This is a genomic window from Kitasatospora sp. NPDC059803 (assembly GCF_042732255.1).
In the GTDB taxonomy this organism is placed as follows: Bacteria; Actinomycetota; Actinomycetes; order Streptomycetales; family Streptomycetaceae; genus Kitasatospora.
In genome coordinates this window covers 1-4,469 of record NZ_JBHWIJ010000454.1, presented here as the reverse complement: position 1 = coordinate 4,469, position 4,469 = coordinate 1, and the positions used below count along the sequence as shown (strand labels likewise).

At 73.6% G+C, this 4,469-nt stretch carries 4 protein-coding genes; 1 reads left to right on the top strand and 3 read right to left on the bottom strand.

Going from position 1 to position 4,469, the window contains the following annotated elements; genetic code table 11:
- The first annotated feature begins 45 nt into the window (after nucleotides 1-45).
- Nucleotides 46-525, top strand: a complete 480-nt coding sequence (locus tag ACFV6I_RS37885; protein WP_063351389.1) for a universal stress protein — start codon at nucleotides 46-48, stop codon at nucleotides 523-525.
- 170 nt (nucleotides 526-695) lie between these two features.
- Here the strand turns inward: ACFV6I_RS37885 and ACFV6I_RS37880 are convergent, their stop codons facing one another.
- The 3 genes from ACFV6I_RS37880 to ACFV6I_RS37870 form a co-directional block, all read right to left on the bottom strand.
- A complete protein-coding gene (locus ACFV6I_RS37880; RefSeq protein ID WP_063349303.1) occupies nucleotides 696-1,886 on the bottom strand; it encodes an acyl-CoA dehydrogenase family protein in 1,191 nt (396 codons plus the stop codon).
- Nucleotides 1,887-2,058: 172 nt separating this feature from the next.
- A complete protein-coding gene (locus tag ACFV6I_RS37875; protein WP_380334954.1) occupies nucleotides 2,059-3,045 on the bottom strand; it encodes a hydroxymethylglutaryl-CoA lyase in 987 nt (328 codons plus the stop codon).
- The coding region (locus tag ACFV6I_RS37870; RefSeq protein WP_380430654.1) for a biotin/lipoyl-containing protein at nucleotides 3,042-4,469 on the bottom strand (1,428 nt) is incomplete at its 5' end. The genes ACFV6I_RS37870 and ACFV6I_RS37875, both read right to left, overlap by 4 nt.

The following is a 4,469-nucleotide window of genomic DNA, read 5'->3' as shown; positions in this document are numbered from 1 at the left end:
CGGGCCCGGGGGGCCCCGGGGGGCCCGTCCCCGGAGGCGTCCGGCCTGCCCGGCGCGCACACCGAGTCGACGGCCCGGGACGCGTCCGCGCGCTCCCTCGACCCGGTCTTCCAGCACGGCGTGGTCGTCGGCTTCGACGGCTCCCTGTCGAGCGAACGCGCCCTCGCGTACGCGGTGGGCATGGCGCGCCGTTCGCAGTGCGGCCTGGTGATCGTGCACGTCGCCAATCGCCTGCCCGCCACTGTCTGGGCAGGCTGTGAACCTCCCGTCTTCGTCGACCTCCCCGACCACCGGACCGAGGTCCTGGGCCTGGAGCTCGCCTGCGCGGACTTCCTCACCGGGGTGCCGTGGATCCTGATCGAGCGGGGCGGCGACATCTGCCACGAGATCGAGGAGGTCGGTCGCGAGTACGCCGCCGACGCGATCGTCGTCGGCACGACGCACGGCCTGCTCGGCAAGATCTTCGGCTCGGTCTCCGGACGGCTGGCGCGGCGGGCCAACCGCCCGGTGATCGTGATTCCCTGACGCTCCGTCGGGCGCCGCGTTTCCGCGCCCCCGGAGGCGTCTCCCCGTTGTCGGCCGCTGGTGTCGGCCGCCGACGGTGTCGACCGCCCCGCCGGCGTCGGCCCGCTCCTCTGCGTCGGGCGCTCCTCAACGCCGCCTGAGGAGCGGGGTGTTGCTCCGGTGGGGCCGGATCAGAACCCGGCGCCGATCTCCCGGGCGATGAGCATGCGCTGAACCTCCGATGTGCCCTCCCCGATTTCCAGGATCTTGCAGTCGCGCCAGAAACGGGCGACCGGGAACTCGTTCATGAAGCCGTACCCGCCGTGGATCTGGGTCGCCTCGCGGGCGTTGTCGACGGCGGCCTCGGACGAGTACAGCTTCGCGATCGCGGCCTCCTTCTTGAACGGTTCGCCGTGCAGCAGCCGGGAGGCGGCGTCCCGCCAGGCCAGGCGGGAGGTGTGGGCGCGCAGCTCCATGTCGGCGAGCTTGAACTGGATGGCCTGGTTGGCACCGATCGGCCGGCCGAAGGCCCGGCGCGTGCCGGCGTACTTGACGGACTCGTCGACGCATCCCTGGGCCAGGCCGGTGGCCAGGGCCGCGATCGCGATGCGGCCCTCGTCGAGGATCCGCAGGAACTGGGCGTAGCCTCGGCCACGCTCGCCCAGCAGGTTGGCCGCGGGGACGCGGCAGTCGGTAAAGGACAGTTCGCGGGTGTCGGATGCGTTCCACCCGACCTTCGAGTACTTCTTCGATACCTGGAACCCCGGGGTCCCGGTGGGCACGATGATGGAAGAGATTTCGCGCGTTGGCGAGCGGAATTCGCCTTCTTCACTCGAACGAGCGATCGGTTCCGTGAGCGCGGTGACGGTGACCAGACCGGTGATGTCCGTGCCGGAGTTGGTGATGAAGCACTTGGTGCCGTTGATGACCCACTCGTCGGTGGTCTCGTCGTACCGCGCGGTCGTGCGGGTCGCGCCGGCGTCCGAGCCGCCCTCGGGCTCGGTCAGGCCGAAGGCGCCGAGGAGTTCGCCGGAGGTCAGCCGGGGCAGCCACTCGCGCTTCTGCTCCTCCGTCCCGAACCGGTGGATCGGCATCGCGCCGAGCGAGACGGCCGCCTCCAGGGTGATCGCCACCGAGGAGTCGACCCGGGCGAGTTCCTCCAGGGCGATGCCCAGCGCGAAGTAGTCGCCGCCCATGCCGCCGTACTCCTCCGGGAAGGGCAGGCCGAACAGGCCCATGCGCCCCATCTCGCGGACGATCTCGTACGGGAACTCCTCCCGCTCGTAGAACCCGCCGATCTTCGGCGCCACCACGTCCTGGGCGAACTCGGCGACGGTGCGCCGCAGTTCCTCGTACTCGCTGCTGAGCCGGTGGTCGAACACGGTGATCCTCCTGGAGCCCGGCCGGGGTGGCCGCGGGCGTGAGCGGGACGACCGGCGTCCGTCTGACGGTGTGACGGTCGCACGGTGTGGTTGGACGATGAACGTGGTGCCCGGCGTCGGCCGCGGCCGGGATTCCGCGCGGCCGGCACCGGGGAGCGGTGGTGGGGCGGGGTCAGCCCCGGGCGGCGCCGAGCAGCGCCTGGACGGTGCGGGACGGGCTCGGACGGCCCAGCCGCTCGGCCATCCACCCGCTGGTGGCGACCAGCGCGCGCAGGTCGACCCCGGTCCGGATGCCGAGCCCGTGCAGCATCCACACCAGGTCCTCGGTGGCCAGGTTGCCGGTGGCGCTCTTCGCGTACGGGCAGCCGCCGAGGCCGCCCGCCGACGCGTCCACCGTGGTGACCCCCTCGCGCAGGGCCGCCAGGGTGTTGCTGAGCGCCTGGCCGTAGGTGTCGTGGAAGTGCACGGCGAGCCGGTCGGCCGGCACCCCGGCCCGCGCGAAGCCGGCCAGCAGGGCGCCGACCTGCCCGGGGGTGGCCACGCCGATGGTGTCGCCGAGGCTCAGCTCCGCGCAGCCCATCTCCAGCAGCCGCACGCCGTACCCGACCACCTGGGAGACCGGGACCGGACCTTCCCAGGGGTCTCCGAAGCACATCGAGAGGTAGCCGCGGACCGCCAGCCCGGCCTCGGTCGCCCGCGTCACGACCGGGCGGAACATCGCCATCGCCTCGTCCGCCGAGCGGTTGAGGTTGCGGCGGGCGAAGGTCTCGGTGGCGCTGGCGAACACCGCGACGTCGGTGGCGTGGTGGGCGAGCGCCCGGTCGAGGCCGCGTTCGTTGGGCACCAGCACCGGCAGCCGCAGGCCGGGGTGGCGCTCCGGCAGGCCGGCGAGCCGGGGCATCAGTTCCTCGGCGTCGGCCAGCTGCGGGACCCATTTCGGGTGGACGAAGCTGGTCGCCTCGACGGTGCGCAGCCCGGCGGCCGCGAGCCGGGCGATGAACTCCGCCTTGACCTCCACGGGCACCAGGGAGCCCTCGTTCTGCAGCCCGTCGCGCGGTCCGACCTCGTGGATCCGGACCTCCTCGGGCAGGCCGGGGGTGCGGACGGGGTCGGGCAGGCCCAGGTCCAGCGCGTCGGGCTCGCGTGCGGGTGCGGTCATGACCGCACCCCGGCGGGCGCGGGGGCGGCCTGCTCGTCGGCGCCGTCCCCGGCCGGGGCGACCACGACCAGCAGTTCCTCCATCGCGACGGTGGCGCCTGCGGTGGCCCGCAGCTCGGCCACCACGCCGTCGTGCGGGGCGGCGATCACGTGTTCCATCTTCATGGCCTCCAGCACGAGCAGGGGCTGGCCCTTGCGGACCGTCTCGCCCGTCGTGGTCTTGACGACGGTGACGGTTCCGGGCATCGGGGCGGTCAGGGCGCCGTGGTGGGCGGCGGTTCCGGCGGCGCGCTCGCCCACCGGGTCGTGGGCGTGCAGCGACCAGGCGTCGCCCTCGATGCCGAGCCAGGTCACCGGGCCGGCGGCGAGGCCGGGAGCGGCGTCGGTGGCCAGCGCGAACGTGGTCTGCAGGCCGTCGACGGTCAGGTGCAGCCGGTCGGCGGTCCGGGTCGCGCGGGCCCGGTGGACGGGCCCGGCGCCGAGCCGGAGCTCGACCTCGCGGGTGAGCTCGGCGGGATTGTCAGTGGCATCGGCTACGTTGCCCGCAGTGATCGAACGGATGCGCACCGAGACCGGATCCTGGCCGGGGGTACGGAGTCGGTGGGTGGTCCAGGCGGGGGTGCCGCTCAGGCGCCAGCCGGAGGGAAGGGAGAAGGGGTCGGTCCAGCCGCCGGGGTCGGCGGCCGGGGTGAGGTCCAGGTGCCGCGCCAGCGCGGCCGCGTAGTAGAGGAGGTGGGCAGGTGGTGGCGTCTCGGCCGTCAGCGGGTCGGCAGTTGTGGCGTCGGCCTCGTGCGCGTTATCGGCCTCGTTGGCCTTGTCGGCCTCGCCGGCCTCGCCGGTCTCGTTCGCGCCGTTCGGCGCGTTCGCCGGGGAGTACGGCGAGGCGAGCAGGGCGGGCTGCTGTTGGGCCGTCTGTTCCACCAGGCCGGTGTCCAGCCGGCCGGCGACGACCTCGGGGTGTGCGAGCAGCCGTCGCAGGAAGCCGGTGTTGGTGGTGACGCCCAGGATGCGGGTGTCGGCCAGCGCGGCGCGGAGCCGGCGCAGCGCGGTCGGGCGGTCGGGCCCGTACGCGATGACCTTGGCGAGCATCGGGTCGTAGGCGCTGGTGACGACGGATCCGGGGGCGACTCCGGAGTCGACGCGCACGCCCTCGCCCTGGGGCTCGTCCAGGACGAGGATGCGGCCGCCGGTGGGCAGGAAGTCCCGTTCCGGGTCCTCGGCGCAGATCCGGGCCTCGATGGCGTGGCCCAGGAAGGAGATGTCGGACTGATCGAAGGAGAGCCGTTCGCCCGAGGCGATCCGCAGCTGCCACTCGACCAGGTGGAGTGGGGCTGAGTGGTGGCGGGCGGCGAGCGGGGGGTTGGGGTGGGGGGTGTGTGCGGGGGGGGGGGGGTGGATTGCGAGGTCGGTGTTTTCGGGCGCGCC